Annotated in this window: 20 protein-coding genes and 4 pseudogenes; 10 read left to right on the forward strand and 14 right to left on the reverse strand. The window is 68.9% G+C overall.

What is annotated here, in order from left to right:
* Window positions 1–84 precede the first annotated feature (84 nt).
* On the forward strand, window positions 85–396 hold the full coding sequence (locus tag OG574_RS50665; RefSeq protein ID WP_326779127.1) for a hypothetical protein: 312 nt from the start codon (window positions 85–87) through the stop codon (window positions 394–396).
* Window positions 397–483: 87 nt separating this feature from the next.
* On the forward strand, window positions 484–771 hold the full coding sequence (locus tag OG574_RS50670; protein WP_326779128.1) for a hypothetical protein: 288 nt from the start codon (window positions 484–486) through the stop codon (window positions 769–771).
* Between the two features lie 449 nt (window positions 772–1220).
* Here OG574_RS50670 and OG574_RS50675 read toward each other — a convergent pair whose 3' ends face one another.
* Both OG574_RS50675 and OG574_RS50680 read right to left on the reverse strand, forming a co-directional pair.
* Window positions 1221–2393 (reverse strand): RNA-guided endonuclease InsQ/TnpB family protein, encoded by a 1173-nt coding sequence (locus OG574_RS50675; protein ID WP_326779129.1) that lies wholly within the window; start codon window positions 2391–2393, stop codon window positions 1221–1223.
* 1796 nt (window positions 2394–4189) lie between these two features.
* Window positions 4190–4696 carry a GNAT family N-acetyltransferase gene (locus OG574_RS50680; protein ID WP_326779130.1) on the reverse strand — a complete coding sequence of 169 codons (507 nt, stop codon included), beginning with the start codon at window positions 4694–4696 and terminating at the stop codon, window positions 4190–4192.
* A gap of 406 nt (window positions 4697–5102) precedes the next feature.
* Between OG574_RS50680 and OG574_RS50685 the strand changes: the two genes are divergently transcribed.
* Window positions 5103–5741, forward strand: a complete 639-nt coding sequence (locus OG574_RS50685) for an HAD family hydrolase (RefSeq protein WP_326779131.1) — start codon at window positions 5103–5105, stop codon at window positions 5739–5741.
* A 52-nt stretch (window positions 5742–5793) separates the two neighbouring features.
* Here the strand turns inward: OG574_RS50685 and OG574_RS50690 are convergent.
* Together OG574_RS50690 and OG574_RS50695 are read right to left on the reverse strand one after the other, a co-directional pair.
* Window positions 5794–5924, reverse strand: a pseudogene (locus OG574_RS50690) (IS21-like element helper ATPase IstB); the annotation flags it as partial.
* Window positions 5925–6167: 243 nt separating this feature from the next.
* Window positions 6168–7405, reverse strand: a protein-coding gene (locus OG574_RS50695; protein WP_326771418.1) for an IS3 family transposase whose coding sequence is annotated in 2 segments (ribosomal slippage) — window positions 6168–7079 and window positions 7082–7405 — 1236 coding nt in all. Because the reading frame shifts where the segments join, the coding sequence is not laid out codon by codon here.
* A 272-nt stretch (window positions 7406–7677) separates the two neighbouring features.
* On the opposite strand from OG574_RS50695, the gene OG574_RS50700 reads away from it, so the two are divergent.
* Entirely contained in the window at window positions 7678–8364 is a 687-nt protein-coding gene (locus tag OG574_RS50700) for a hypothetical protein (protein WP_326779132.1), read from the forward strand.
* A gap of 245 nt (window positions 8365–8609) precedes the next feature.
* Here OG574_RS50700 and OG574_RS53005 read toward each other — a convergent pair whose 3' ends face one another.
* Window positions 8610–9098, reverse strand: a complete 489-nt coding sequence (locus OG574_RS53005) for a S1 family peptidase (RefSeq protein ID WP_442816974.1) — start codon at window positions 9096–9098, stop codon at window positions 8610–8612.
* A 458-nt stretch (window positions 9099–9556) separates the two neighbouring features.
* On the opposite strand from OG574_RS53005, the gene OG574_RS50705 reads away from it, so the two are divergent.
* Window positions 9557–10633, forward strand: a complete 1077-nt coding sequence (locus tag OG574_RS50705; RefSeq protein WP_326779133.1) for a glycerophosphodiester phosphodiesterase family protein — start codon at window positions 9557–9559, stop codon at window positions 10631–10633.
* 77 nt (window positions 10634–10710) lie between these two features.
* On the opposite strand, the pseudogene OG574_RS50710 reads toward OG574_RS50705, so the two are convergent.
* Window positions 10711–10872: pseudogene (locus tag OG574_RS50710) on the reverse strand (YhjD/YihY/BrkB family envelope integrity protein); the annotation flags it as partial.
* Window positions 10873–11060: 188 nt separating this feature from the next.
* On the opposite strand from OG574_RS50710, the gene OG574_RS50715 reads away from it, so the two are divergent.
* The gene (locus OG574_RS50715; protein WP_326779134.1) at window positions 11061–11621 is read left to right on the forward strand and encodes a hypothetical protein; all 561 of its coding nucleotides are present in this window, start codon (window positions 11061–11063) and stop codon (window positions 11619–11621) included.
* Between the two features lie 374 nt (window positions 11622–11995).
* Here the strand turns inward: OG574_RS50715 and OG574_RS50720 are convergent.
* The 4 genes and pseudogenes from OG574_RS50720 to OG574_RS50735 all read right to left on the reverse strand — a co-directional run.
* Window positions 11996–12257: pseudogene (locus OG574_RS50720) on the reverse strand (XRE family transcriptional regulator); the annotation flags it as partial.
* Entirely contained in the window at window positions 12199–12945 is a 747-nt protein-coding gene (locus tag OG574_RS50725) for a class I SAM-dependent methyltransferase (RefSeq protein ID WP_326779135.1), read from the reverse strand. The gene OG574_RS50725 and the pseudogene OG574_RS50720, both read right to left, overlap by 59 nt.
* Before the next feature lie 79 nt (window positions 12946–13024).
* Entirely contained in the window at window positions 13025–14971 is a 1947-nt protein-coding gene (locus OG574_RS50730) for an ABC transporter ATP-binding protein (protein WP_326779136.1), read from the reverse strand.
* Window positions 14968–15858 (reverse strand): phosphotransferase enzyme family protein, encoded by an 891-nt coding sequence (locus OG574_RS50735; protein ID WP_326779137.1) that lies wholly within the window; start codon window positions 15856–15858, stop codon window positions 14968–14970. Before OG574_RS50735 ends, OG574_RS50730 begins: the two co-directional genes overlap by 4 nt.
* A gap of 1518 nt (window positions 15859–17376) precedes the next feature.
* Between OG574_RS50735 and OG574_RS50740 the strand changes: the two genes are divergently transcribed.
* Window positions 17377–18075 (forward strand): nucleotidyltransferase domain-containing protein, encoded by a 699-nt coding sequence (locus tag OG574_RS50740; RefSeq protein WP_326779138.1) that lies wholly within the window; start codon window positions 17377–17379, stop codon window positions 18073–18075.
* 101 nt (window positions 18076–18176) lie between these two features.
* Window positions 18177–18935 carry a hypothetical protein gene (locus tag OG574_RS50745; protein ID WP_326779139.1) on the forward strand — a complete coding sequence of 253 codons (759 nt, stop codon included), beginning with the start codon at window positions 18177–18179 and terminating at the stop codon, window positions 18933–18935.
* A 79-nt stretch (window positions 18936–19014) separates the two neighbouring features.
* Here the strand turns inward: OG574_RS50745 and OG574_RS50750 are convergent.
* The 3 genes and pseudogenes from OG574_RS50750 to OG574_RS50760 form a co-directional block, all read right to left on the reverse strand.
* A pseudogene (locus OG574_RS50750) lies at window positions 19015–19291 on the reverse strand (Mur ligase family protein); the annotation flags it as partial.
* Window positions 19292–19304: 13 nt separating this feature from the next.
* Window positions 19305–20216 (reverse strand): carbohydrate kinase family protein, encoded by a 912-nt coding sequence (locus tag OG574_RS50755; protein WP_326779140.1) that lies wholly within the window; start codon window positions 20214–20216, stop codon window positions 19305–19307.
* Window positions 20213–21580, reverse strand: a complete 1368-nt coding sequence (locus OG574_RS50760; RefSeq protein ID WP_326779141.1) for an oligosaccharide MFS transporter — start codon at window positions 21578–21580, stop codon at window positions 20213–20215. The genes OG574_RS50755 and OG574_RS50760 overlap by 4 nt, the downstream gene beginning before the upstream one ends.
* A gap of 322 nt (window positions 21581–21902) precedes the next feature.
* On the opposite strand from OG574_RS50760, the gene OG574_RS50765 reads away from it, so the two are divergent.
* The gene (locus tag OG574_RS50765) at window positions 21903–23288 is read left to right on the forward strand and encodes a glycoside hydrolase family 32 protein (RefSeq protein WP_326779142.1); all 1386 of its coding nucleotides are present in this window, start codon (window positions 21903–21905) and stop codon (window positions 23286–23288) included.
* A 233-nt stretch (window positions 23289–23521) separates the two neighbouring features.
* Here OG574_RS50765 and OG574_RS50770 read toward each other — a convergent pair whose 3' ends face one another.
* The gene (locus OG574_RS50770) at window positions 23522–24556 is read right to left on the reverse strand and encodes a LacI family DNA-binding transcriptional regulator (RefSeq protein ID WP_326779143.1); all 1035 of its coding nucleotides are present in this window, start codon (window positions 24554–24556) and stop codon (window positions 23522–23524) included.
* A gap of 112 nt (window positions 24557–24668) precedes the next feature.
* Between OG574_RS50770 and OG574_RS50775 the strand changes: the two genes are divergently transcribed.
* Window positions 24669–25832, forward strand: coding sequence for a LacI family DNA-binding transcriptional regulator (locus OG574_RS50775; RefSeq protein WP_326779144.1), 1164 nt, complete (start codon window positions 24669–24671; stop codon window positions 25830–25832).
* Window positions 25833–25974 lie beyond the last annotated feature (142 nt).

Consider the following 25974-nt stretch of genomic DNA (forward strand, 5'->3'; position numbering starts at 1 on the left):
CAAGGCACCGTTGCGGCTGATTCCAGGTGTGCCCTACGGTTTACGCGCGTCAACCTCTATACGGATTAGGGAAGTTGATAGAACGTGCCATCCCTCCACAGCACACTCGCCGTCGCGGCGACCGTCGCCGCCCTCACCCTCGGGCAGTCCTCGGCCCAGGCAGCGGTCCCGCCGGAACACGCGATCATCGTCTGCCAGAGCGCGAGCTTCTACGCCAACTACAACAGCTCCACCGGCCCCACCGGCTACCTCCGCACCCTCCCTTACGGCGACAAGGTGGGCCACACTCCCGGCGCACACCCCGTCTACAACGGCTGGGCTGCCACCTTCGACTACGGACCCAACGACTGGGGCTACGTCCGCTACGAGTGCATCGGTGGCTACGACTCCTGGTGAGTTCCCACAGATCCGTACGCATCCGCTCCCTCATCACGCTTCCTCCCCTCCCCCAACGGCAGCGAAAGGACGTCCATGGGAACTCTCATGTCGGCTCTCCGTCTCCGCCGCGCGGCCACCGTCATCGCCACGGCGAGTGCCGCGATACTGCTCGGCACCGGCCCCGCCCTCGCCGCGAACGGCACCATCGGCGAACGCGAAACCGTCTGCGCCAACGATCTCTATGTCCGCACCGCCCCGCTCGGCGCCTGGACGGGCACCCTCTACAAGGGCCAGACTTTCCTGGTCGAAAGCAAGCAGGGCGACTGGGTCTACGGCTTCGCCTACGGCGACATCAACCGCCGCGGCTGGGTCCAGGACGGCTGGTTCTGCTGACGGCCCCGCGGCGATCCGGGCCCACCCACCGCGGGTGACCCTCCGGCCAGCGCGTCGCCGCTCCGACGCATCAGCACCCCCCACACCGGCCAGCTCCCCACCTCCCAGGGAGTACTCATGCTCCGCCGCTCCTTCCTCCGCCGCCCCGCCCTTCCCCGCCTGCGCCACCTCGCCCCGCTCATCGCCGGCTTCGTTCTCACCGCCCTGGCCGCCGCCCCGGCGTCCGCCGGTAACGTCTGGCAGATCCAGACCGCGCCCTCCCCCAGCACCGGCGCACCCATCGCTGGCGGCGGCAGTTGGATCGTCAACAAGCCCAGCTCGGCGAGCTCGTGGTCGCGTCTGCCCAAGACCGCGGCGCGACGGGGTGGCGTCAACTACCCGGTCGTGAAACGACCGGGCTTGCTGCTCGAGTCATCACTGGCTGTGATGGGTTCGGCTGCGTCCAGGACTCACGCTATGAGGGTGAGTTCAGGGGCCGTTGACTGAGCCCCGCAGACCCACACCATCCAGCCGCGTTGGCGGATGTTGTGGGACGCGTTGTGGTCCGCGTGCTCAACGAATCCGCAGACCCGGCACGCGAAGCGGGCCTGGGCGGGCCTGTTTGCGCGTGCGGTGTGATGACACTGGGAGCATTCCTGGCTGGTGTAGGCCGGGTCGACGTGCACGACCGGCACCCCGGCCCGCTTCGCTTTGTAGGCGATGAAGGAGCCGAGTTGCGCGAAGGGCCAGGAGTGGAGCGTGGTGCGTTGGGGCTTTCTCAGCCGTGCCCGCTCGCGAATGCCCGTGAGTGTCTCCAGGGCGATCCCGCGACCGGTGCGTTCAGCCTCCGCCACGATCCGCTTGCTGATCTTGTGGTTGATGTCCTTGTTCCGCCGGGCTTCCTTGCCAGCATGCTTCTTCGCCCGCCGCTTGGCGGACTTGGTGTTCTTCTTCTGCAGCTTGGACCGCAGCTTGCGGTCGCTTTCGCGCTTGCGGTTGATCCGCCTGCCGCAGTGGCGCTCGCCGTCGGAAGTGGCCGCGATGTTCACGATCCCCAGGTCGACGCCGAGGAACCCGGCCGGATGAGAGTTCGGGGCGGCTTCGGGGATCTCGCAGGTGGCGATCAGGAACCATTTCCCGCTCTGGCACACCAGGTCGGATTCCCCCTGGCGGTGCGCGGCCAGGACCTCCAGCTGCTCGGCCTGCCCGGTGAACGCCACGCCCTTCAGGCGGCCGGCTGTGGTCCAGATCGACACCGTGCGTGCCTGGTGCTGCCAGGACAGCATCCGGTCGTCATAAGGCTGCGCCGCCTCGGGTCGGAAGACCACCGGCTTGCCCGAGGCGCGGGCGTGCCGCTTCGTGCCGGGCCGCCCGTACCGGCCGTTACGCAGGTTCGCCTTCAAGGTGGTGTAGGCATCGCAGGTCTTCTTGATCGCGTGCTGGGCGGCCTGCGCGCCAAGCCCCCACCTGACCCGAATCTCGGCATAGGTGTGCTTGCGGAGCTCCAGCGGACGTCGCGCGTTTTCCTCGAAAGCGACCCCGGCCGCCCAGGTCGCCGCTTGATTGCAGGCGTGCAGGGTCGCCTCAAGTGCCGCCGCCTGTACGGGCGTCGGCAGCAGCTTCACCCTCACCACCAGCTTCACGATCAGCGAACCTATACACCTGGACGAAGACCCACCACACGTTCGCCCCACCTCACCCGAACGAGCGATACCCGCTCCGGCCCTGCCCGCGCACACCGCCGTGGCCCGGCTCCGCCGGAACGCCCCGGGCCGCTCCGCGGCCGTCATGGCCTGCGGCACATCACGGCGACGCTCCGCGTCGCACCCCGTGGATGCGATTCCTCCCGGGCGTAAACGCCCAGGGTTCCTCGCAAGAATCCGCTGAAACGGCCGGGTCATCAGGCGTTCAGCCAGGGCAACGGATCAGGTCGCCGGTACCTACGGGTTCGCCTCGGAACATCATGGCGCCATGATGAGCGACATAGCCGCGGTCGACCACCGCTTTAGGAGCGAGGTTGGGCGATCACAGGCGTGACCTGCGGATTCTCTGCCTCGGGTAGAGGCTGGCCGTACCGCCGTGACGAACCCCGGTTCCCCGTGAGTTCCCGTGCGTTCTGGCACGAGAGTGGCACGGCCCGGGGACCGTGCCCGACCCGTCGATGCGAACTACGGGCACGATGGGTCGCTGAGGTCTCCGGACCTGATCACGGGGGTTGCAGAGGCTCGGGACGTTCGCCTGCGGTCGCCACGGTTGCTGTACTTCGCTGCTGTACTGCAACGCCTCCGGAGGCAGTTGGCTAGCCGCCTCCTGGCGATCGATGGCGGGGAGCGCTCCAGAGGCCCAGACGTTGGAGACGGCGCTGCCTGTAGCGCTCTCCCAAGTCCGTCAACCCGAAGACAGTCCCTATAGCTGCGCCGAAGCCTCCCGCGATCAACACCTCACCCCACGGTCCATGATCCCCGAGTGTGGCCGCCGCGCCGAGGATCGCGATCGGTACCCCGGTGCATACACCGATGCCGATTGGATGGCGAGCGGAGAAGCGCTGGGATCGAGTCGGTGGCTGCTGTCCGCCGAGCATCCGGTCTATGGACCAGAAGGCGCGCTTGAGATTGTCCTGGAGGGCGGGCACGGTGCGGAGTCTAGGGTCAGCTCAATGACTCAGCCAAGCGTCGAAGCAGCCGGGACTAGAGCGCCAGTCCGCCAGCCCGCACAGGTGATCATTCGTAGTACTGGTCAGGGGGAAGAGCTGTCCGCCAGCGATGACCGCAAACTGTCCGCCCATCCGGGCGGACCACTGTCCGTGGACAGGGGGCCGTCCGGATCCGCCCTCGTCCACCGCTGTTGGTGTCAGGCGTTGATGTCAGACATCAACGGCCGCTTGACAGTGACCGAATAGGAGTGGAGGCACCCTCGAAACCGCACCTATCAAGGCTCTTGCGGCTCGCCCACGGCAGTATCAACCGCGGAACTTCTGCGGCCTCGCCTGGTTGCCCGAATTCGGTCGACGATGAGTCCCGCAAGTCCAGCCAGGAAACAGATCGCCCCTATGCCCAGGCCCAACCGCAGCAGTGGCGGCCGGCCACCACCCAACGCGCGGGCGCCGGCCCAGACCGCTCCGGCCGTAAGCCCGAGACCCTGCAACCACCATCGATCTTCCTTGGTGTTCGTCATGTCCTCCCCCAGCCTCATACGCGATGATCCCACTCGCCCCCACCCACCACTCACCCCAGCTCCCATCCCGTCCGCCGTCGACCCGCACATCGTGGAGCGGGCGTGGTTCATGGCGTCCAGGTGGAGCGCGCCACTGTACGAACGAACGACCTGGACGCCACGGGCCACGCCTGCTCGGCTCTGCCTGGGGTCGATGGCGGACGGGATGCGAGCCCACCACGCTCACCACGAACCGGCCGGCAGGCTGCAGCTGGGAAACCGGGTGTCACAGTGCCCGGCGCATGCAGGCCCTCGGCCACCGGTCCAGGCCATGTGCCGCTTCGCGCTCGCGGATCTTCCACAGACCGGGAGTAAGGCTGCTGTCGTCCATTACTTGGAAACCGCAGCGTGCGTAGTAGGGAGCGTTCCACGGGACCTGGGTGAACGTGGTGAGGGTCAGGGCGGGTGCCCCCGTGCTTGTGGCGTGGGCCGCCAGATGGTCCAGCAGTAACCGTCCGATACCGCGACGCGAGCTGTCCGGGTGCACCGAGACCTGCTCGACATGGAGGTTGCCGTCGACGCGGTCGGCGATCAGGTAGGCGGTCGGCGCGTCGGCGTCGCTGGCCACGACCCAGGCCAGCCCGGCGTGGTGGTAGCGGGCGAGCTCACCGAGCGGGAGTGGCTCGTCGTCGGCGATCTCCGGCATGCCGATGTCCCGGAAGCACTGCCCGGCGGCCCTCTCGATGTCCTGGAGGAGGGGCAGTTCGTCCAGGCGTACGGCTCGGATATGCATGGCCGCATTTTCCACAGCCCACCGGATGGCGCCACCGATTAATCGTCCCGTGACGACGGTCCACCGACGGTGGCTGCGCGGCGCAGGCCCGCGTCGACAGGCCCGCGCGGTGCTCACGCCGGATGCCGACGCCTCTCACATCACAACAGGGCTGAGCTCACTTCTTGCGACAGCGTTTGTTCACGAGTTTTGGCGTCATCGTCCGGCCGAGGGCTTCGCGGATCGTCACGAGTTTTGAAGGCACCTGCTGATTGAGGCGAGTTGGGTCGGCGGGCGACAGGACCGTCACAGGCTTCGAAGATCACTTGACCTTGCCCCAGGGGGAGAGACGACGGTGTCCATGTCGATCACATGAGCGGGCGATCTGTGCTCGCTGGTCAGGCCAGGCCGAAGAGGGGGAGTTCGCGTGAGCGAGACCTGCGTCATTCTCGACATCGGCGGCGTGCTGGAAATCACGCCGGAAACGGGATGGGTGCAACGGTGGGAAGTGCGGCTGGAGCTGCCCCTGGGCACTGTCCAAGAGCGGATGCGCGACGTGTGGCGGGCTGGGAGCGTCGGGAGCGTCAGCGAGCGAGAGGTGCACGAGCAGGTAGCGGCCCGTTTGGGGCTCGACGCGCCCCAGGTTGAAGACTTCATGGCCGATCTCTGGGCGGAGTATCTGGGGACGCCGAACGAGGAACTCATCGGCTATGTGCGAGGACTGCGCGGAAGCTGCAGGCTCGGCATCCTGAGCAACAGCTTTGTCGGCGCCCGGGAGCGGGAGACGACGCTGTATCACTTCGACGAACTGGTGGAGCAGATCGTCTACTCGCACGAGATCGGCATTGAGAAGCCTGACCTGCGTGCCTTTGAGGCGGCATGCGCCAGCTTGAACGTGCGGCCGGGGAACTGCCTGTTCATCGACGATGTCGCAGACAACGTTGAAGCCGCCCGGGCGGCGGGCATGCAGACGCATCTGTTCGAGGAAAACGCCCGGACCATCACGCGCATCGCAGCTCACCTGGACGCCGGACCCTTGGTCCCAGGGCGTGTCCCGCCCGGATGACGTCGGCCTGGCCGGTCTTCAGCGGTTGCCGGCCAGGCACTGAAGCGGTTGTTCAGCCCGCTGTGGTCTGTTCGGCTCGTGCCCGTGTGCTGGCGAGGCGGCAGAAGTCGGTGCCAATCTCAATGATGGTGCCGTTGAAGTGAGGCGGTCGACGATGGGCGCGCAGAGGCGCGGGTCGGTGAATCACGGCGACGCTCCGCGTCGCACCCCGTGGATGCGATTCCTCCCGGGCGTGAACGCCCAGGGTTCCTCGCAAGAATCCGCTAAAACGCGAAACCCTCCAGCGCGCCCACCTCCACGAGGGAAGGCTCGCAGTGCCGTCTGCTGGCGCCTGCCAACCACCACCAACCTGCCGGGGCCACCCGCATGCACCCCAGCCCCCAAACAGCGGGCCTTCCCCCGTGAAGGTGGGCACGCGGTTATTGATCACGCGGCGAGCGTGAGTTTAGCGGTGTGGTGTCGGTGTTCGTATTCGTTGGGGCTGAGGTGGCCGTTGGCGGAGTGCCGGCGGCGGGTGTTGTAGCGGGTCAGCCAGGCGAAGACGGTCCTGCGGCAGGTGCCGGAGTCGCCGTAGTCGTGGGCGCCCTGGAGGGTCTCGCGTTTCAGGGAGGCGTGGAAGCTTTCGCAGGCCGCATTGTCGGCACTGGTGCCGACCGCGCCCATCGACCGGGTGACCCCGAGCTGGTCGCAGAGGCCGGCGAAGGCCCGGGAGCCGTATTGGGCCCCGTGGTCGGAGTGGAACACGGCGCCCTCCAGGCTGCCGCGGGTCGCCGCTGCCATCCGCAGTGCGTCGGCGACCAGGCTGGTGCGCATGTGGTCGGCGATGGACCAGCCGACGACCTTGCGGCTGAAGCAGTCCAGCACGGTCGCCAGATAGAGGAACTGCCCGTTTTCCAGGGGGAGATACGTGATGTCGCCCATGTATTTCAGTCCGGGTCCGGTGGCGGTGAAGTCCCGCTGGAACAGGTCCGGGACCGGTGAGGCTGCCGGGTCCGGGACGGTGGTGCGCACGTGTCTGCGCAGGCGGATACCGGTGATGGAGAACGTCCGCATGATCCGGGCGATGCGCTTCTCGTTGACCCGCCGTCCTTTCTCGCGGAGCTCGGCGGTCACTCGCGGGGAGCCGTAGGCGCCGCCGGACTCGCCGTGGACCTCGCGGATCTCCTCGGCCAGGAGCCGGTCCTGGTGCTGCCGGGTGGCCCGGGCCTCGGCGCCGGCGAGCCACTTGTAGTAGCTGGACCGGTTCACGTCCAGGACCTGGCAGAGCCGCTTCACCTCGTAGGTGTCCCGGTGGTCGTCAACGAACTGGAAGCGGCTCCTCACCAGTTCGTCTCTCCGGCGAAATACTTGGCCGCCTTGCGGAGGATGTCCCGCTCGGTGGCCAGCTTGCGCTCACTCGCCTCGAGTTCGGCCACCCGGGCCTCCAGCTGCCGGACCCGCTCGTCCGGATCAGCGGACGGCACCGCCTCCCGAGGCCGGGTGCCCGGCTTCGCAGCCGCGGCGCCGGCGCCACGGCGTTCGCGGTCCCGCAGCACCCACTCACGCAGGGTCGCCCGGTTGACGCCCAGGTCAGCGGCGATGCTCTTGTAGGTCGCCCCGGGTGTGGACTCGTACAGGGCCACGGCATCGGCCTTGAACTCGTCCGAGTAGTCCTTCATCGCCATCGGCGGTCTTCTCGCTTCCTCCGGATCAAGCAGATCCAGTATCAGCGTGTCCACCACTCAGGGGGAGGCCCCAGCTGCCCCGCACAAAGGCTCAACCCTCAATGCAGGGTGCAACCATCACTCGATGGGAACATGAGCCATCACCCATGCGTACTATCGCTACACCGCCACACCACCGTTCGCCGCCGCAATACATGAACAGGCGGCTCCCCTACCTCGGTAGCACTCACGGTGGTGCGCCATTGCTGCCGAATTGAAGAAAGGCCAACACCATGACTGACAACCCCGTCACCATCACCAGCGTGACATCTCAGTACGCCACTCAGGTCGCACAGGACCTCGAGCTCAATACCAAAGAGCAGGAACGCATCGGCGCGGAGCTCTCCGCCCTGCAGGCGCAGTTGCGCATCCTGCAGGACGACCAGAGCGTGCTGCACAGCATCCAGAAGACGCTCGGCAGCCGACCGGCATCTGCGCCGACAACCCCGGAGCCTTCGACGTCCCTCCCCCAGCAGGCATCCGGCAAGAACACGACTACCCGGCGTGCCCCGTCCAAGACTGCAGCCAAGGCCCCCAGCACGAAGAAGACCACTCCGCCGGCCAAGAAGGACAAGACCCAGGGCGCGGAGCCGAAGGCGGCTACGGCATCGGCGCAGCCCACGCTGATCGCGCTCATCCGCACCCACCTCGACCAGCAGAAAGCACCCCGTTCCGCGGCAGAGGTCACCTCAGCGCTCGCTGAGGCCCACCCTCAGCGCAACATCAAGTCGACCGTCGTGCGCACCACGCTCGAGAATCTTGTCGCCAAGAGCCAGGCTCATCGCTCGAAGCAGGGCGGCTCGGTCTTCTACACGTCAGTTGCCGTGCAGACCGCGACTGAGAAGGCCCCGGCTCCCGCGCTGCCCCAAACCGAGCAGGACAGCAACAAGCGCGAGAAGGCCGACGCGGTCAGTTCGTAGCCGTCGAGGACATCCGAAGAAGCCAGCTCTCGGCGAGCAGCCAAACGAAGTACCCGGCCATAAGCGTGCCGCCGACGGCACCGTACTTCCAGGCTGTCCCCCGCTCGTTCTGGCGCGAAAGTGGTGCTCGGACCTCTTCGTCCCGAAGCAACTCGGGGCGCTCGCTGTTCTTGGGCTGCTGTGTCTGCCACCTGGGCTGATGGTCCGCTGACGTCCACGAGTCTTCGCGTTGTGCGACGTGGTTGTCACGCAGTTAGACACTCAGTGCGCCTCGCGCGCCGAGCCGTGGCGCAAGTTCCTAGAGGCCGCGTAGCTGCCGACCCGCTGAACCCTCCCGAGATCCGCGGCCCCGGCCCCTGCGCCTCCATCTGCACCCAGCCCGAACCCTGGCCGGCCCGCAGCGTGCCCAAGGCCCACACGCCGTGATCAGCGCCTACAGGGTAGCCAAAAGCCCGGAATGTGTGGCCCCATACGCTGGTCCCGTCGACCAGCCTCACCGGCCGCGCGTCCTCGAGGGGCGCCTCGAGCCGCAGCAGGGCAACGTCCTGCCCGCCACGCCGCCACGACACCACCACCGCTCGCACCGTGGGGCGGCCCTCCAACAGCGGAAAATCGAGATCAACGGCCCCGCCGGGAGCCTCTTTCGCGCTCTCCGGCAATCCAAGCGCCTCAGCCACGACATGGGCACAGGTACACACCACATCGGCGGCAACGAGGAACCCGGCACCGACCACCTCGCCCCCGGCCGAGCGAACCCGCACCTGCGACGCCTCCAGCACGTCGCTCCCCCGTGACGCGGCCATGCACTCCCCCGGTTGTTGACTTGCCTCCCGCTATGCCTCAGGCCAGCATCCTCGGCCCAGCCGCCTCACACAACACGCCCTTTACGAGACGCAGTTGAAGATGTGTACACCTGCAGTCCCGTGGCGGGGTCCTTGTGCGAAGTGGGTCAGCCGTTCCGCCCCCACCCACTCCTCCGTCCACGGCCGTTGGCCTTGTGGGCCCAACGATCTCCTGCGCCTGCGGCACCGCGATGGCCCCCTGGCACTAGCACTCTCTGTTCTGCCCCGGAGTCCGAAGGAGCGATCGTTTCCCGGTTGTTCACGATGACCTCATGCCTGAGCTTCGTGCGATCCGGGGCTTGCGGCTTAGCTTCACAAGGTCCAGTTCGCCCGAAATAGACGAGGCATAGATGTCCCTGCGTCATGCAGTCGCCAGCCTAGCCGTCCTGCCCGTGCTCGCCGTTCCGGCGACCGCCCAGGCGGCCACGACCCAACAAAATCACCATGTACCGTCCCAGAAGACTAATTTCGACCTGCAGGCCCACCGCGGCGGCCTTGGCCTGACCACCGAGGAGTCCCTGGAGGGCTTCGGCAAAGCTCTGCGCCTCGGCGTGACAACCCTGGAGCTGGACACCCACATCACCAAGGACCAGAAGGTCGTGGTCAATCACGACCGGCAGATCAGCGCCCAGAAGTGCAAGGACACCGGTCCGGTGACGCCCGGTGACCCGATGTACCCGTATGTCGGTAAGTACATCAAGGACCTGACGCTGGCCCAGATCAAGAGCATGGACTGCGGCTACCAGCAGCTGCCCGGCTTCCCCGAGCAGGAGCAGATCAAGGGCTTCCGCATGGTGGAGCTCAAGGACGTCCTCAACCTGGTCAAGAGCTACAAGGCCAAGCAGGTCAAGCTGAACATCGAGACCAAGGTGGAGGCCGGCGCGCCCGAGCAGACCGCACCACGCGAGCTGTTCGTCCGCCGTGTCTTCGAGGAGATCCACCGTTCCGGGATCGAGAAGCAGGTCACCATCCAGTCCTTCGACTGGGGGTCGCTGAAGGAGATGCACAAGCTCGCGCCGTCTTACCCGCTGGTGGCGCTGACAAACTACGACTTCCTCCAGGTCGGCAAGCCCGGCGCCTCCCCGTGGCTCGGTGGCATCGACGCCGACGACTACGACGGCGACTTCGTCAAGGCCGCCGCTGCCATCCCCGGGGTCACCGCCCTGTCCCCGAACTACGGTTTCCCGCAGAACGGCACGATCGCGGACCCGGCTTTCCGCTTCTACCCCGACAAGAAGATGATCTCCGAGGCCCATGAGCGGGGTCTGAAGGTCATCCCGTGGACCTGTGACGACCCCGCCACTATCGAAGCGCTCATGGACATGGGCATCGACGGGATTATCACCGACTACCCCAACCGCGTGCGGAACATCATGGCCGACCGCGGCATGCGCCTGCCCAAGGCCTACCCCGCGCCGCGTCACTGACACACCACGGACGCATACGTCCCGGAGCACCCGGCTCCGGAGCGTACGCCGTCACAAAGCCGGTGCGGGTGACGCCGTCACGAGCGGCCCGACGTCACCCGCAACAGTTCGACGTTGAACTGGGCACCGGCCAGCAGAGCCAGATTGGTGAACCAGACCCGGACCAGGAAGACGACGAGCCCGGCGAGCGATCCGTACAGCCGGCTGTACGAGCCGATGTGTGTGGCGTACAGGGCGAACCGCGAGGCGCGCAGACGGGCGGGCAGAGATGGGCTCGGACTGGACGAGTACACGGCCAGCAGCAAAGGCTGCAGGCGCTCCTGTGGCGCTGGGCTGGTTCAACTCCGACCAAGCCACGGCACACGGCCGCTGGTGCGCATGCGGACTGGTAAAACACAAGGTCGCGGCTGGATCCGTTACGCCGGTCGTGGAGGACCGAGACCGCCAAGAGCCGTCCGAGTCCGGCCGCCTGGTGCTCACAGCAGTCCCGGACGAGGGAGACCTCAGCCGCGCCGTGTGCGCCGCCCGGGAGCGGGTTGCCATCCTGCGCCCGCAGTACTTCCAGCAGAATCTGCTGCTGGATCAGGCCGCACTGCGCTCGGGAACGCTGCTCACCTACATCCCGCCTGGCCGGCCGGTCGGCGCGGTCGATGCCTCCGACATTGCCGACACGGCCGCGGTCTTGCTGACCGCCGAACCACTGACAGGGCAGATCGTGGTGCCCACCGGCCCGGCCACGATTACCACCCAGGACGCGGCCGACGCCATCTCCTCAGCTCTTCGCATCGACATCGCCATCGACTACGTCGACGCCGACCGCGCCTGGACCGAGCTGCGCAAGGCGGGCCGCCCCGACTGGTGGATCGCCGACCTGCTGAACATCTGCCAGAAGGCCTCCCTCGAGGTCAACGACGACGTGCCCAGCCTCACCGGACACCCGGCACGGACCATCGCCGACACCGCCAAGGCCCAGCTGTCCGCCAACTAGCGAGTCTTCCTACTGCGCCGCACCGAAGAAGTCCTATGCCTCGTCGGTCACGTAGAGCAGGCTCTCTGCCCAGACCGGGACTTGGACGTAGGAGTGAACAGCCGCGGATCACGGAGCACTGCGTTGTAGGTTTCATGGCCGGGCTGCTGCCGTGCAGGAGAGCCGTGCCCGACCTGAGGATCTTCCATGCTCATTTGGCGGCCCCGGAGCTACCTCTCATCACTATTACGGCCAGGCATGGGGGGCCACTCCCGGCTGTGGGATTTCCATCCGGGTGATGGTCAATCCACGGCAGGCCGTCCATGTCCAGGCGCTGGCGGGTACGTGTGACGGGGCGCTTCCGGATCGTCGTAGTACTCAGTGCGTGCCATCGCTTACTCCTCCACCGGGCGGGCCGTGTCCCACACCGGCGTTGCGGCTGTCCACCTAGGCGTCGAACATGCCGCCGTCCTCGGCGCGCCGAAGATGCCACACCGGGGCACCGTAGGCGTTCACGCCCCAGACGTGCGCGTTCACGAGAGGCTGGTCATCCGCCCGGTAGAGCGAGTTGTACAACGTCGTGCCATGAGTGCGGAGCTCAACCCCCGGCGACTTCGCCAAGCTGCGGAAGTGCAGGAGGCCGAGACGGCAGCGCGCGGCTGCGGGCACGGTAGAGGCGGACGGCGACCGGGTTGTCTTCCTCGGGCGCGTCGAGCACATCGATCCCGTCGAGGAAGATGCCGTTGTCGACGCAGAGGTCCTCCCACAGTTTCGGCGTGAGCACCCACATCTCGACGATCTGGTCCTCGCCGTCGGCGAGCGGGAGCGTCTCCGTGCGCGGGGCGACACTCGACGAGGGGCCGCGGCCACGAAAGTTGGTGTGCAGCACGGAGAAGGCGAGGCGCCCGCCGGGCTTGAGGCCGTGGCGTAGGGCAGGCAGCAGGCGATGAGGGTTGATGTAGCCCAAGCCGTGGATGGAGTAGATGACGTCGTAGGGTTCCGAGCACTGCAGATGCTCGACAGCATCGGCGTGGATGAGTGTGAGCCCTGGCATATCGCCGTACCGGGCAACGGCCCGCGCGTGCTGGCTGGCGGATGCTTCCACTGCGTCGACCGTGGCGCCGTGCTCGCGTACGAGGTGGGCGGCGTGCCTGCCCAGGCCAGAGGCCAGGTCCAGAACGCGCAGTCCGGCGAGGTCGCCGAGCACCTCGGCGCCAGGCCCGGTCGGCCAGAATCCCCAGGAGATGCGGTCCACGTCCGGGATTACGGTTCCGCGTTGAAGGTGGTGGTGCCCGTACTGGACCCAGGCGCGGGCATTGGCGGCTTCAGGCTCCGTGCTGTGCATGGTGCTCCTCGATTGTCGGGGGAGAAGCGGGGCCGCGCCGACTGCGCGAACCCGCGTTGAGGTCCGATATCCGGGCTGTTCAGCGGTCCTGGGCGAGGGCGTACAGCTCGCCCAGCAAACTTCCCTCGGTGGCGACGAGTTCGTCGAAGGAGCCCTGTTCCCGGACGGTGCCCTGGTCAAGGACGATGACCCGGTCGGCCATCCTCACGTTGTCCAACCGGTGTGTCACCACCACGGTGATCCGGTCCGGGGCCGTGGCCCGCAGCTCCCGGAAGATCTGGTGCTCCCCGCGGGCATCCATCTCGCTGGTCGGCTCATCCAGAACGAGCACGGCTGGCTCCCGGTACATCGCTCTCGCGCACGCCAGTCTCTGCCACTGACCGCCGGACAGCTCGTGGCCGCCCCACACCGAGCGGGCGAGGAGCGTCTCCAACTGATCGGGCAGGTCGCGTAGGGCCTTGGTCATGCCGACCCGCTCCGCCGCGTCCCAGATTCGCTCGTCGCCGTGCTCGCGGGGCTGGCCCAAGGTGATGTTCTCCCGGGCGGCGAGCGGCCAGTGCCCGTTCTTCTGCGGGACCAGGCCGACGTGCCTCCATACCGTCTCCGCGTCCGCGGTGGCGAGATTGATGTCGTCCCACAGCACCGTTCCGTCGGTCGGCACGGTCAGCCCGGTCAGCATCCGGATCAGCGTCGACTTGCCGGCACCGTTCTCCCCGACCAGCGCAACGACTTCGCCGCGGTTCAGGGTGAGCGTGATCGGCTGCACGGCCGCCGTGTCCTTGCTCGGGTAGGTGTACGAGGCGCCTTCCAGGCGGATCTGCTGTGGGGGCTTGACCTGCGCGGTGCCGCGGGCCGTGGTCATGGCGCGGACCTCGTCGATGAAGGTGTAGTAATCGGAGAGGTAGAGGCCGTGGTGGAACATCACCGTTGAGTACCGGATGATCGAGTTCAGGGCGCGGCCAGCGGTCTGGGAGGCCACGACCGCGGTACCCGCGCTTGCGGTCGACATCGCGCCGGCGAGGACCAGTCCGGCGAGCGAGGCCCACATGCCGAGGGTGAACAGGCCACCGAGGGATGCAGCCAGCAGCGTGATCCGCAGATACGGGCGGGCTCCGGCCACCTCCCGCAACTCGACCCGGTCACACATGGATCGGTACCAAAAGTGCAGGTAGCCGCGCATCGTGTTGGCCCGCAGCTCGTCGGCGAGATCGGCCGTCGTCAGCCACCAGCGCATCATCCCGCGGACATTGCGGGCGGAGATCGTCTGGTCGTGGACGCGGTAGTCGACCCGCGCGGCAATCACGCCCCCGAGGCCGCGGGGGACGACCGACAGCAGCAGGACACCGAGGAGCAGCGGGTGCAGGGAGGTGAGCACCGCGGCCGCCGAGGCGAGCTGAACGAGGCCGTTCGTGAGGGTCTTGGCGTCGTTGGCGATGTCGACGGCGCGCAGCGCGCCGATCTCCGCCGCCTGGCTCCGGTCGCCGAACCCTTCCGCGTCGTAGGCGGCGAGTTCGGCCCGCATGTGAAGATCAACAAGCTGCAGATCCGCCGCTGAGGCGATCTTCGGGTTCAGGCGTCGGGTCGCCCAGTCCGCGAGGATCCACATGGCCGCGCCGGTGGCCATCGCGACGACGCCGACAGTCAGGGCCGGCCACGCCCGTGACAGGCCTTCGCGGGGGTCAGCGACCATCAGCTGCGGCAGGGCCTGGGCGACGGCGCTGAGCATCACGGCCGTGCCGAGGCCGGACAGCAGCTGGCACACGACGATCGTCAGCGCCATGCGCCGGTCGACCGACCAGGCCAGGCGGGCCGTCTGGATCAGGGCCGCGGGGATCCGGCGGGCCATGTCCCACAAGGTGGCGTCGTCCATCGCCCGCCGGTGCTTGCGTCCGTTGTAGTCGAGCTCCGGCGGCGCCGAGGGCTGCGGAGCGCCCTCCCGAGCCGCCGGCAGGGACACCCCCTCGCGGTACCCGCTCGCCTTGTTGAGGGCCGGGGCGGGGGCCGTCTTGTCGTGCGGTGCGGTCATGCGAACACCCCCGCCATCAGCCGGTCCAGGGTGCGCCGCCCGCGCGCGGTGACGTCGGGGTCGTCGAGCTTCGGCCCCCAGACCAAGCAGCTCACCGCGTCGAGCGCCGCCAGGCCCTTCAGGGCCAGTTGCTCCTTGGGCGTGAGGTTGCGGCCGTAGCCCTGGAGGCACGCGGCCCGTAGGTCGGGCCGATCCGTCCACGTCGAGCAGGCCATCAGCACGAAGTCCTGCACCGCGGTCGCGAACCGGGATCTCTCAAAGTCGATCCACCCGGCCTGCTGCTGAACATGCGACCACATCAGGTTGCGGTCCCATGCGTCGCCGTGGATGAACGCGAGCGGCAGCGGCGGCAGGGTACGCAGCTGCCCGGCTAGGTCGCGCACCAGCTTCTGCTCCGGCGCGGTCAGCCGGTCGCCGGCCTTCTCCAGGTGCCCCTCGGCTCCATCGGCTGCGGTCTGCAGCGCCTGCTCCGCCTCCGCACGTCGGGGCCCTGACAGGTCACCAGCCGCGTGAAGGCGGGCCAGCAGGGCGCCGGCCTGCCGATGCACTCTGGCTTCCTCCGCGGGCGCGAGCGTCAGCTGCTTGAGAGGCCGCCCCGGGACGGCGGTCAGGAGCAGCGCCAGGTACTCCGCGCTCGAGGCGCGCAGCTGTGGTGCGCCGCCGGCCCCGAGGGCTGGTGCAGCGCTGCGCAGCGCGAGGGTCTCGCGCTCGTACATCACGGCCTTGGGAGAGATCTTCAGGTAGAAGCGGACGGACCCGGGCAGGTCGAGCTGCCAGACGCGCGAGTTCTCGCGCGGGTGGGAGACGTCCTTCGCAGAAGGGCGGGCGCCGAGGGCCCGGCTGGCCCACGCGAGCAGGGCGGGCGACGGCGTGCTCGGGTTGGTCATACCCCCCACCCCGATGACGGTCGTGATGCCAAGGCGAACAGCGTGCGACGGGCGTCGACCGGGCACCGGAACGCGATGGCCTGGGCGACCTGGGCAGGGGGGTTCTCGAACACAGGGAGGGCGGCAAGCACGCGGACGGGATTCACGGAGTTCTCCTCAAGAGCGGCAAACGGGCAGAGCACCCGGACAACGGTCCTGATCACAGGGCCGACACGGTCAACCTCAGGCGACGAGTCGAGTAAAGGTTCGACTCCGGGCGCCGCGGGCAAGTGCTGTCGGCGTACGCGTATGGCACGGGCTGTTCGATTCAGCCTCACGGGGGACAGGACGCGGCCGTAGCCCGAGCGGCGGATTGCATAACGGTGTCGAGGGCACCGGACTCCTTCGGCGAGGGGTGGATGTGCTCTGCGGCGCACCCTCGCCTCCGCCACTGACAATCGACGGCGGACGGCACCGTGATCCGGTCATTTCGAGCGGGCCGGGCAGCGACCAGACGATCACCTTGCCGGGGCCGGTGACCTGGAGCGAAGCCGGAAGAAAGGATTCTCGAACCCACCGGCTACGGCCCGGAATTCGGCGCCCGACAATGTGGCTGGATCTGACTTCAGGCCGGATGACCTTCCGGAGCGCCAGCCCGGTGAGCGGGCACGACGACGGCTAGCATCAGCACCTTCGACGCGGTCGCCACACGCCCGAAAGGCCAGCGCGCGCCCCGTGCCTGCACCCGCAGAGCCGCCGCTGCGTACAACGAACTTCCTCCAGCGACGCCCCTGCCCGCGCGGCGCGCAGCCGCCCCTGCGCAGAGGTCACGAGGAGAGACATGACCATTCCCCGCCCCGTACCTCCACGACGTCGTGACGGCCTACCTCCGCCAGCATCCAGAGGAGCAACCGCTCCTTGACCGCACCGCCGCCGGGCACAACGTGACCGACCGCCGACAGTTCGACGGGCACGTGACGACCTCGGGCATCGTCACCAACGACGCCGACGAGGTGCTGCTCATCTGCCACCTCGCCTCCGGTGGCCGCTCAGGGGGTGACCGGACGTGCTGGCTGAGCTCCGAGACTGCCCCCTCTGCTGGACACAGTTCCAGGTCAGCCCCAAAGCAGCCGCACGGCACACCCCGCTGCAAAGCGGAAGCAGCCCGCCGCCGCAAACGCGAACGCACGGACGCCGACGAGGACGTTCAGACAGAACCAGCCGAGCCGACATTGCCCGTGACACCGCTGACGCCGACCGCTGTTCGCAGCTGTCCTCACTGCGACAAGCCGGTCACCATCGTCGCTCTCCTGGCTACCCCAGAAGCAGCCCGGCCCACCCTTCCTGCAGCAAGTCCGGACGTGATTCCGATGCGAAGAGGCTGATCTCCTCCGCAGGAAAACGCGAGCGAGCTACCAGCCACAAGTCGATACTCTTCCCCGGGAAAGGACGTGACAATGGCATTGGTGAAGAAGGGGTCCCGACACATCACAGTCGACGGCATCCCCTACCGCTAAATTGCTGGCATACCCTGCGGTCATGGACGACCCCGTGCTCACCGCCCGCGAACTGGTGCGGGATCGGTTTCCTGCCGCCCGGGCCGCCTTTCTGGCCGGCAGTGTGCTGACCGACCGGCGTACGCCGACCTCCGATCTGGACATCGTGGTCCTCCTGGACGGGCCGCCGGCGCCCAACCGGGAGAACCTGCTGTACCGCGGCTGGCCGGTGGAGCTGTTCGTGCAAACCGAGGCCGTCTGGCATAGCTTCGCCGACCAGGAGACCGCGAAGCGGAATTCGCCGTTGCTCGCCATGTGCTCCGAGGGCATGCTCCTCGTGGACGCGAACGGGCTGGGCGCTTCGCTCCAGGCTGAGGCGCGCGAACGGTGGGCTGCAGGCCCGCCGCCGCTCTCGGACCGTGAGCGGGACTACCAGCGGTACATCCTGACCGACCTGCTCGACGACCTGCGTGGCTGCGCGGACCCCGCCGAGCGGGTGCACGTGGTCTCGCACATGCTCCAGCGTGCCTCGGAGCTGGCCCTGCTGGTCGGCGGACACTGGCTTGGCGGAGGCAAGTGGTTGTCGCGGCGACTGGCTGCGGCCGACCCCAGGCTGCACCGCGCGTTGACCGAGGCCGCCGCGCAAGCAATCGCCGGGCACACGAGCGCCTTCGCCGCAGCCGTGGCGGAGGTGCTGGACGAAGCCGGCGGCCCGTTGTGGGACGGGTACGCCATCCGATGAGTCGGTGGTGTGGGGACTAGCCACGCAACAGGCAACGTTCGCCCTCACCAGGGAGAGCTAGCCTGGCCCACCCGTCGCAGGGAGCGTCAGTAGGCAGTGCGATGCTGACGCCAACAACTCCGCTCACGGTGATCAATGGGGGGCCGATGCCTGGTGAACGATCAAGGGCTGACTTGTCCTCGGTCTGCTTCGACTCTGCTTGGTGTGCCACCGACCTGGGTGAATACCGACCCTGCCGCTACACCTACGAGTACTACCCCTACGAGAGCCTGCCGCCGCTCGACTCCACCAAGTTCACGGGCGTCTTTCAATGGCTCGGTGGTACCGGCGAACCGGTTCTCGAACAGGTCACGGCGCTCAATCGCTTGGCAGAGAACCTTGCGGCCAAGGGCTTGACGCTGCCTCGGGACTTCGTCACCTTCCAGGCCGACTCGAAGCTGCACTGCTCGCTGGATGAGGTCTCGGTGACCTGCTGCTGGACCGATATCTCAGAGCCCCTGCCCAGTCCGGTCGAGCCTGGCGCCTTCCTCGTGCGATTCCTGCGGGATCAACAGGACTGCGTCATCTGGTACCTCTATCTCCGTCCTTCGGGTGAGGTGTTCGTGGTGCACTCCCATCTCGACTACGAGTACGAGTACGAGGCGCGGCGCGACGGGGAAGACACGGAGACCGATCTCGACGATCCGGAGGAGCAAGGGGCCGCAATCCTCTGGTGTGCACCTTCGTTCGAGGAGTTCGCCGCTCGGTTCTGGATCGAGAACCGTCTCTGGCATGCCCTCAACGGCAATGACCTGTCCCAACTCGAGCCTCCGCTGCGTGACTACGTGCGTCACTACGCGCCGCCCGGGATGCCCGCATGACCGTGCAGTGGACGAGATCGTGTGCGCATGACGGAGCGAGTACGCGTTCGCGAGATCGATGGCGACGAGGGGCAGCGCCTGTCACGTTGATGCCGGTGGCGCGGATGTCGGCGCTTTCACCGGTTCCGTGCGTCATGACCGCGGCCGTGGTCCGGGTGGCCAGCCATCGCAGCCACGAGTTCGTCGTCGGCGTTGATGACCGCGACCCCGCCCTGGTCCGCCGGCGGAAGGGATTCGACGAGCTCGCCCTTGGCCGTCGCGACCGCCTCCCGGCTGCCGAATTCTCCGACGTGGGCGGAGCCGACGTTGAGGACGACGCCGATCTGCGGCGGGGTCAGCGATGCCAGGTAGGCGATGTCCACCAACTCGTTACAGTTCCACGCCGTACGGCGGTTCCGCCCCGGCCCGCGAGCAGGTGACGGCCGCCGCTCGCGCCGCGAACCTCAGGACATCGCTCCAGTCGGCGGGCCCGAGCCCTGCGAGCCCGTCACGGGACAGACGGTCGCGGGAGTCCAGGGTGTGCAGCAGCGCCGCGTTCACTGTGTCGCCGGCCCCGATCGTGTCGACGACCTCGACGTCCACGCCGGGCACCGCGTGCGGGCCGTCGCCCTTGGCGGTGAAGGCCGTCAGACCCGCACCGCCGCGGGTCACGACGACGGCCGACGGCCCGGCTGCGAGCCAGCCCTCGATGCCGCCGCCGAGCCACTCCGCATCCTCCTCACTGAGCTTGAGCAGGGAGACGTACGGCAGCCAGCTCTCGAAGCGTGCCCGGTAGGCGTCCGCGTCCGGGATCAGGCCGGCGCGGATGTTCGGGTCGAGGGCGACGAAGACGCCCCGCGCGGACTCGCGCCGCATCAGGTGCTCATACGCGCTCGCACCCGGTTCGAGGACGAGCGAGCACGTACCGACGGACAACGCCCTTACTCCCGACGGGAATTGAGCAGGGGCCGTGAACAGGCGGTCCGCGCTGCCCTCCGTATAGAAGGTGTACGTCGCCGAGCCGCCCTCGGCGACGGACGCGACCGCGAGGGTGGTGGGTTCGGCGCCGCGCTGGACGAGGTCGACCGCCACTCCTTCCTTCTCCAGGTGCGAGACGAGTGCCGTACCGAACGCGTCGGTCGAGACGCGGGAGCAGAACGCGACGTCCGCGCCGAGCCGCCCGAGCGCGACGGCCGTGTTGTACGGTCCGCCGCCGCGCGCGGGCAGCAAGGGGGCAAGCGGGTCGCCGGTGCCGCTCTGCGGCACCAGGTCGATCAGGGCTTCACCGGCGACGACGATCATGCCAGGGCTTCCTTTCCGGTCAGGGTGATCCCCTTGGAGTCGGGGCGCAGGGTGAGTACGGAGACGGCGGTGACAGCGGCGACGCAACAGCCCATGACCGCATAGGTGCCGCGGTAGCCGATGCTGTCGTAGCCGAGGCCGGCGAGCGGGGAGATGACGGCGGCGCCGAGCTGGGTGGCCAGCTGGAAGCCGACCAGATAGATCGTGGACGACAGCCGGGGCTCGAAGTGGCGGTTGATGTACTTGAAGATCGCGATCAGCATGATCGGCAGCTCGACGGAGTGCAGCAGTTTCACCGCGGAGATCGCGAGGGCGCCGGTGACCAGGCCGGACAGCAGGATCCGGGCCGCCATGACGCAGCCGGAGATGAGCAGCGACTTCTTCGGCCCGATGCGGTTGACCAGGAACGGCGCGAGCGCCATGCCGCCCGCTTCGAGGAAGACCTGCACGGAGTTCAGGTCGGAGAACATCCGGTTGCCCTCGGCCTCGGTGGAGAAGAGCGAGGTGAAGTAGGAGGGGAACATCGCGTCGTACGTGTTGTAGGTAGCTGTCACCGCGACCACGAAGAGGAGCAGGCCCCAGAAGGCGGGGTAGGCGAAGAGGGACTTCACGTCCGAGAGCGAGACTGAGGAGGCCGCTTCGTCGACGGCCTCGGCGCGGCGGCCGTCCGCGACCCGGATCGCGACGATCAGGCCGACGAAGACGGCGGCGGCGACGGACGCGGCCCAGAAGTTCAGATTCGGGTTGATGTTGAACAGGCGGCCCGCGAAGAAGGTGGCGGCGGCCCAGCCGAGCGAGCCGAACATCCGGGCCCGCCCGAACTCGAAGCCGTGGAAGCGGCCGAGGCGCTCGGTGTAGCTCTCCAAGGTCGCGACGGCGACGGCGAAGGCCGTGGCCAGGTAGACAGAGCCGACGACCAGGCCGAGGGCGAAGTGGTGCTTGAGCAGCGGCCCGTACACGTAGATGTACATCGGGCCGACCAGCAGCATCAGGCCGCCGATCCAGTACAGGAGGTTCTTGCGCAGGCCGAGGCGGTCCTGGAGGTAGCCGTAGACCGGCATCGTGATCAGACAGCCGATGGCGTTGGCGCTGATCACGAGCGAGCTGCGGCCGGCGCTCAGACCGATGTCCTGGGTCAGCCAGATCGAGAACAGCGACCAGGACAGCGACCACGTCACGAAGAACATGAAGAGCGCGGCGCTGGCCAGGGTGAAGTTCACCTTGCGCCGGCTGTGCCCGGGAGCGGGCGCGGCCCCGGACGCACCGGTGGGCCGATCTCCGCCGGGGTCCGCGCCCGTCTCCTGCCGGCCGGGGCCGCCCGCGGCGGGGGACGTGGCCGTCACCGCTTCCTTCTGCATGGTCATGTGTGCGCTCCCTCGCGCCAGGCACCGCGTCGTACGCGCGGAGCCGCCTCATCATGCCGGAATGATTCATTCCGAATCTAGTCCCTAACACGTGCTAGGGCGGGATTACTATCACGTGTTAGGTTCCGTTTGGCAAGAGGCAGGACACGCACCGGCAACACGCCCGACACCGTGCGCCGGGCGGAACCACACACCGACGGCGGCGCGCCCCCGCCTCGACGCACCGCCGACACGGCGCACCCGAAACGGCGCGCCCGCGACGGCCCGACCTCCGGGCCCTACGGCAGTACCCGTGGGCCCTACGACAGAAAGTGACGCCGCCATGGCCGACCGGAACACACCCCGCCTCCACGTACGGCCCGCCGCCGGTCAGTGGTGCAACGACCCCAACGGCCCGCTCTTCCACGACGGCCGCTACCACCTCTTCTTCCAGCACAACCCGGGCGCGCCCGTCTGGGGCGACATTCACTGGGGCCACGCCTCCAGCCCCGACCTCGTGACCTGGACCGACCAGGGCATCGCGCTCACCCCGACGCCCGGAACCCGCGACGAGCTGGGCGCCTGGTCCGGCTGCGCGGTCGTCGACGACGGTGTGCCCACCGCCGTCTACACCGCAATGGACCGCACCGACGGCATCGGCTCGGTCATGCTCGCGCGCGCCGCCGACGAGGCGATATCGACGCTGAAGGCCGAGCCGGAAGCCGTCGTCCCCGGCCCGCCGACGGGCCTCGACCTGCTCGCCTTCCGCGACCCGTTCCTCTTCTCGTACGAGGGCCGGCGCTGGGCCGTGATCGGCGCCGGGCACCGACGCGCGCCGGAGGCGGGCGGCCGCCCCGACGTGCTGCTCTACCGCGTCGACTCGCTCAACGAGTGGACCTACGCCGGCTCGCTCCTGGACGCGGCCCACCCGCTCGCGGCCCGCCACGCCGCGCCCGCCGACGCCTGGGAGTGCCCCGCGCTGCTGCCCACCGGTGACGGCCGCTGGATCCTGCTCCTGTCGCTGTGGGCCGCCGACATCACGTACTCGACCACGTATCTGATCGGTGATCTCGCGCCGTCCGGCACCGGGTTGACCTTCGTGCCGTCCTCGGGCGGCATGCTCGATCACGGCCGCGACTTCTACGCTCCCACCGCCCTCGTCGAGGACGGCCGAACCCTGCTGTGGGGCTGGAGCTGGGAGTCGCGTACCGAGGAGGAGTCCGTGACCGTCGGCTGGGCGGGCTGTCTGACGCACCCGCGCGAGATCGGCGTGCACGAGGACGGCACGTTGCGGCTCGCGCCCGCCCGGGAGTTGACGGGGCTGCGGGGCGCCGAACTGGCCGTGGGAGACGTGCTTCCCGCCGCGTACGAGATCGAGCTGGACGTGGCCGTCGGCCACCCCGACTCCGAGGTCGAACTGCACCTCGGGGACACCATCGCGCTGCGTCTGAACCCGACGCGCGGGCTCGCCACCCTCGACCGGACGGGCGCGCCCGCCAGCTCGCACCATCCGCTGCCCAGGACCGCGCAGGTCACCGCCGTCGTGCCGGGCGGGTCCCGGGCGCGGCTGCGGGCTCTGGTCGACGGGCCGCTGGTCGAGGTGTTCGTCGACGAGCGGGCCATGCTGACGGAGAAGGTCTACCCCGCGCCCGAGGGCAGGCTCGGCGTCGCGGTCGTGCGCGGTGCGGCCGAGGTCCGGGTGACGGCCTGGGAGCTGACCGGTCGCTGAGCCCGCGGGCGGGCGGCGAGAGCGCTACGGGGCGACGGCCCGGTCGCCCTTCCGACACCTGGGCGAGGCCCTTCCCACCCCCGGCTCGTCGCCCCACCCCGTCGTGGTCGCCGCGGGTCCCGCCATGGCGCTCGGCACGTGCATCGGCGGCCTGCGCACCAGCAGGACGACGGGTCACGGCATCACGGAGCTGTCCGGCGCCCTGTGCGCTTGCGCCGCCGCCGGTTCGCGGTTCAGCTCGGGCTGCCCACCGACTCCCGTTCCACCACCGGGCAGTCGAGCAGCAGGCCCGCCGACCGGTCGACGTCGTGCCCCGCGTCCGCCGCGTCGAGCAGAGCACGGACCGCCTCCGCGCCCATCTCGTAGTGCGGCAGCGCGACCGTGGTGAGTGCCGGGACCAGATGGGCCGCCATCTGGTCCTGGTCGTCGTAGCCGACGAGGGACAGCTCGCCGGGGACGTCGATCCCGAGCCGGGCCGCCGCCAGCATCGCGCCCGCCGCGACGCGGTCGTTGGCGCAGACGATGCCCGTCGGGCGGGTCTCACCGGGCCGGTCGAGGATCCGCAGGGCCGCCGCGTAGCCCTCGTCGATCTGCCAGCCCGCGCGCACCGTCCATCCCTCGCGCGCCGTGAGTCCGGCGGCGCGCAGGCCGTCGGTGAATCCGCGGGCACGATCGGACGCCGCGATGTTGCCGGCCTCGCCCGCGAGCAACGCGATGTCGCGGTGGCCCGCCGCGATCAGCACGTCCACGGCCGAACGGCCGCCGCCCCGCTCGTCCGCCACCACGTACGCGTATGAATTCAGCTGCTGCGGGAGGCAGTTGGCGAGCACCGTGCGGGCCGGATCCAGGCCGTCCGGGACCTGGGTACGGCGCATCGACATCGCCGCGTAGACCACGCCGTCGACCCGGCGGGCCCGCAGTTCGGCGATGGCCTCCGTTTCGGCGGCCGGATCGTTTCGTGACTCCAGGAGCAGGACCTGGTGCCCGCGTTCGCGGGCCGCGTCCATCGCGCCGAGCACCATCCGCCCGGCGAACGGGCTCGTCGCGATCTCGTCGCTGAGCAACCCGATGACCGCGCTCCGCTTGCGCCGAAGGGAACGGGCCACCTCGTCGGGCCGGTAGCCGAGTTCGTCGGCCGCCTTCTTGATCCGTTCCTGCGTCCCGGCGGAGAGGTTGCCCGCCGCGCGGCCGCTGAAGACGAAGGAGACGGCGGCCCGTGACACCCCGGCGAGTTCGGCTACGTCGCGGGCGGTGGGGCGGCGGTTCACGGTGTCGTCCTCGATTCATGGGGCCCTGGGTCGCGCCCGTTCCTGTACGCGGCCCGTGCATGCGTCCAGTATCTCCGTACGAGGTCACGAGTGCCGTCGGTAGGGTGCTCTCATGGTGGGCAGAGGCGGTTCGGGCGGCAAAGCGGTCGGTGCGCGGGGGCAGGACGCCGCCGGTGCCGGTGGCACTTCGGGCGCCGGCGCCCGGGGTGATGCGGGGGCAGCCGAGCCGGGTGCCGTCGCGCGGCCCACCTCCCGTGACGTGGCACGGCTCGCGGGCGTCTCGCACACCGCCGTGTCGTTCGTGTTCAACGGCCGCGCCGACGGCAATCTCTCCGCCGAGACCCAGCGCCGGATCCGCGAGGCCGCGACGGAGCTCGACTACCGGCCGAACGCCGTGGCACGCGGTCTGCGCAGTCGGCGTACCGCCGTGATCGGCCTGGTCACCGACCACATCGCGTCGTCGCCGTTCGCGGGCGCGCTGCTGCGCGGCGCGATGGAGACGGCCTGGGAGCATGAGCATCTGCTGTTGACCGTCGACTCCTCGGGCGACGCGGCAAAGGAGGACGCCGCCGTCGCCGAGCTGCTCGACCGGCGGGTCGACGGCATCGTGTACGCGGCGATGTCGCTGCGCCGCGCGGACCGGCTGCCGAAGGGGCTCGACCGCACGCCGTTCGTGCTGGCCAACTGCCTTCCCCCGGAGGGGAGTCCGCACGCCGCCGTGGTGCCCGCCGAACGGGCCGGCGGGCGGGCCGCGGCACGGCTGCTGCTCGACGCGGGGCACCGGCGGCTCGCTCTCGTCGGCGGGCTCGACGACATCGCGACCGCCGAGCGGCTGCGCGGCTTCCGTGACGCGCTGCGCGGGGCCGGGCTGCGCGCTGCGGCCGAGGACGTGGTGCGCACGGGCGGCGAGATCTCGGCGGGGTACGAGGGGGGCCTGGGCGTCCTCGACCGGCCGCGCCCGGACCGTCCGACAGGCATCGTCTGCTACAACGACCGCGTCGCGGCGGGGGTGCTGCATGCCGCCGCCCGGCTCGGGATCGACGTACCGGGCGAGGTGTCGCTGGTGGGGTACGACGACCAGGAGCACATGGCGGCGTTCCTGAATCCGCCGTTGACCAGCGTCGCGCTCCCTCATCGCGCGATGGGCGAGGAGGCGGTGCGACTGCTGCTCGACGCCATCGGCGCGCGGCGCGCGCCCGAGGCGCGGGTGCTGAAGCTGGAGTGCCCGGTGGTCGTGCGGGAGTCGGTGGGAAACGGGCCGGGCGCGCGACGGTAACCGGGCGCCCAGAGAACCGGTTGCCGGGAACGGTTCGTTTCGGGCAGCGACCTAAATCGTGTCAGGAAAGTGAACCCGGCCCCTTTCCACCTTTAACGAGTTAGGTCTACAGTCCTGGTCGCCCCCCGTCAGTGAAGCTGGG

This window comes from Streptomyces sp. NBC_01445, assembly GCF_035918235.1.
Lineage (GTDB): Bacteria > Actinomycetota > Actinomycetes > Streptomycetales > Streptomycetaceae > Streptomyces.

Excerpts from the sequence above, each read along its gene's own strand:
- OG574_RS50670 (WP_326779128.1), top strand. The coding sequence starts at position 484 with ATGTCGGCTCTCCGTCTCCGCCGCGCGGCCACCGTCATCGCCACGGCG.
- OG574_RS50680 (WP_326779130.1), bottom strand. The coding sequence starts at position 4,696 with ATGCATATCCGAGCCGTACGCCTGGACGAACTGCCCCTCCTCCAGGAC.
- OG574_RS50700 (WP_326779132.1), top strand. The coding sequence starts at position 7,678 with ATGACTGACAACCCCGTCACCATCACCAGCGTGACATCTCAGTACGCC.
- OG574_RS50705 (WP_326779133.1), top strand. The coding sequence starts at position 9,557 with ATGTCCCTGCGTCATGCAGTCGCCAGCCTAGCCGTCCTGCCCGTGCTC.
- OG574_RS50725 (WP_326779135.1), bottom strand. The coding sequence starts at position 12,945 with ATGCACAGCACGGAGCCTGAAGCCGCCAATGCCCGCGCCTGGGTCCAG.
- OG574_RS50730 (WP_326779136.1), bottom strand. The coding sequence starts at position 14,971 with ATGACCGCACCGCACGACAAGACGGCCCCCGCCCCGGCCCTCAACAAG.
- OG574_RS50735 (WP_326779137.1), bottom strand. The coding sequence starts at position 15,858 with ATGACCAACCCGAGCACGCCGTCGCCCGCCCTGCTCGCGTGGGCCAGC.
- OG574_RS50740 (WP_326779138.1), top strand. The coding sequence starts at position 17,377 with ATGGACGACCCCGTGCTCACCGCCCGCGAACTGGTGCGGGATCGGTTT.
- OG574_RS50745 (WP_326779139.1), top strand. The coding sequence starts at position 18,177 with ATGCTGACGCCAACAACTCCGCTCACGGTGATCAATGGGGGGCCGATG.
- OG574_RS50755 (WP_326779140.1), bottom strand. The coding sequence starts at position 20,216 with ATGATCGTCGTCGCCGGTGAAGCCCTGATCGACCTGGTGCCGCAGAGC.
- OG574_RS50760 (WP_326779141.1), bottom strand. The coding sequence starts at position 21,580 with ATGACCATGCAGAAGGAAGCGGTGACGGCCACGTCCCCCGCCGCGGGC.
- OG574_RS50765 (WP_326779142.1), top strand. The coding sequence starts at position 21,903 with ATGGCCGACCGGAACACACCCCGCCTCCACGTACGGCCCGCCGCCGGT.
- OG574_RS50775 (WP_326779144.1), top strand. The coding sequence starts at position 24,669 with ATGGTGGGCAGAGGCGGTTCGGGCGGCAAAGCGGTCGGTGCGCGGGGG.